The sequence below is a fragment of the Meiothermus granaticius NBRC 107808 genome (assembly GCF_003574355.1).
GTDB lineage: Bacteria > Deinococcota > Deinococci > Deinococcales > Thermaceae > Meiothermus > Meiothermus granaticius.
Window position 1 is genome coordinate 1 of record NZ_QWLB01000088.1, and the last position, 1,865, is coordinate 1,865.

Here is a 1,865-nt window from a genome sequence, read left to right on the forward strand (position 1 = left end):
GTGGGGTGGGAGGGCGCTCGGGGTAGGCCAGGGCATACTGGATCGGCAGGCGCATATCGGTGGGGCCGAGCTGGGCCTTGAGGTTGCCGTCCTGGAAGCGCACCAGCGAGTGCACATAGGCCTGGGGGTGGATGGTCACCTTAACCTGCTCAATCGGCAGATGGAACAGCTGAACCGCCTCCAGCACTTCCAGCCCCTTGTTAAACAGCGTCGAGGAGTCAATGGTGACCTTGGGCCCCATCTTCCAGCGCGGATGGTTGAGGGCCTGGGCCGGGGTTACCCTGGAAAGGTCGGCGGGTTCGCGCAAAAACGGCCCCCCGGTCGCGGTCAAAATCAGCTCGGCCACGCCTTGAAACGGCTCGCCGATCAGGGATTGGAACAAGGCCGAGTGCTCAGAATCCACCGGCAGGATCTCAGCCCCGCTCTGCCGGGCTTCCTCCCACAGCAGGGGCCCCGCCGCCACCATGCTCTCCTTGTTGGCCAGGGCCACCCGGCGCCCCGCCTGTACCGCAGCCCTCACCCCAGGCAGCCCAGCCAAGCCTGGGATGGCCGCTACCACCACCTCAGCGGGATGGGCGGCGACCTCTTCGGTTGGGAGCACCGAGAGGCCGGGAAAGCGGTGCTTCAGCTCAGCCCGCAGGGGTTCATCGGCCGAGACAACCTCCGGGCCAAACTCGGCGATCTGCCCGGCCAGGGCCTCGAGGTTTCGCCCCGCGGCCAGCCCCACCACCCGATACCCCCGCCAACGGCAGACCTCGAGGGCCTGCTGACCGATGCTGCCGGTCGAGCCCAGAATGACCACCCGCTTAGAATCCCTCATCTATGCGCAGTTTAGCCCCTCGATGCGAAAAAGCATGAGGGCGTGCTGGCTAGCGCTGCGGCCCCAGCCATCTCCAGGCCAGCGGCAAGAGGGCCGCGGCGATGGCCGCTTTGATCAGGTCCCCGACCAAGAACTTCAACATCCCGGCGTACAGCAACGCGTCTAACCCGGTGTACTGGCCAACATTTCCCAGGGCAAAGCCCAGCCAGGCCACCCCCACGGCGTAAATCAACAGGTTGCCCAGGAGCATGAGACCAAACGCCCGGTACACCACGCGATCGGCAGCGAAGCGCTCGACCAGATAACCCACCAGATAGGCCGCAAACGGGAAGGCGATCAGATATCCGGCGGTAAAAGCGATCCGGGGGTGGCTCCAGGTGGTCCCACCGGAGAATACTGGAAGCACCAACCCCTCGAGCAGGTAGGCGGCCAGCGCCCCAAAGCCCAAACGGCTACCCAGCACCGCCCCCACCAGCAGCACCCCCAGGGTTTGCAGGGTAATGGGTACGGGCTGGGTGGGGATCTCGAGCTGAGCCAGCAGGGCCACCACCGCACTGCCCCCGAGGATCAGCAGCACATCCCGAAGCAGCGAGCGGGAGGGAAAGATTGACTTGGAAAGCGGAAGATAGGGCAGGTGTTGGGTTGGATTCATGGTTGCCTCCAGTCAAAACGCCCTGATTCTACCCCACCCCCACCGGGTCTACCCAGGCTATAACTGCCCCACCAACTGTACGTCCCCAGCCCCAATCGCCCGGATCTGCCCCCCCACCTTCAGCAACAAAGCACCATCGGGTCCCAAGCCTACCGCCTGCCCCTGCAGCCCTCCCTGCTGGGTGGTGACCTTCACCTCGCGGCCCAGGGTGAGGCTGTGAGCCCGGTAAGCCTCCAGCACCCCTTCGGGCTCGTGGTAGAGCTGGTGATAGCGGGCCTCGAGCCGATCCAGGAGATCCGCCAGCAACTCCACCCGGGACCGCGAGGCATACTCGGCCACGGCGGCGGCCCCCTCCGGCACCGGGGGATACACATTGAGGCCCACCCCCAGCAC

At 65.7% G+C, this 1,865-nt stretch carries 3 protein-coding genes; all 3 read right to left on the reverse strand.

Features of this window, described 5'->3' with window-relative positions:
• On the reverse strand, positions 1-820 hold an 820-nt coding region (locus Mgrana_RS16560), incomplete at its 3' end, for a 1-deoxy-D-xylulose-5-phosphate reductoisomerase (RefSeq protein WP_119358671.1).
• Between the two features lie 49 nt (positions 821-869).
• On the reverse strand, positions 870-1,472 hold the full coding sequence (locus Mgrana_RS16565) for a biotin transporter BioY (protein WP_119358672.1): 603 nt from the start codon (positions 1,470-1,472) through the stop codon (positions 870-872).
• Positions 1,473-1,529: 57 nt separating this feature from the next.
• Positions 1,530-1,865: biotin--[acetyl-CoA-carboxylase] ligase (locus Mgrana_RS16570; RefSeq protein WP_420845931.1), on the reverse strand; the 336-nt coding region annotated here is incomplete at its 5' end.

Coding starts and splice junctions, on each gene's coding strand:
- Mgrana_RS16565 (WP_119358672.1), bottom strand. CDS start 1,472: ATGAATCCAACCCAACACCTGCCCTATCTTCCGCTTTCCAAGTCAATC.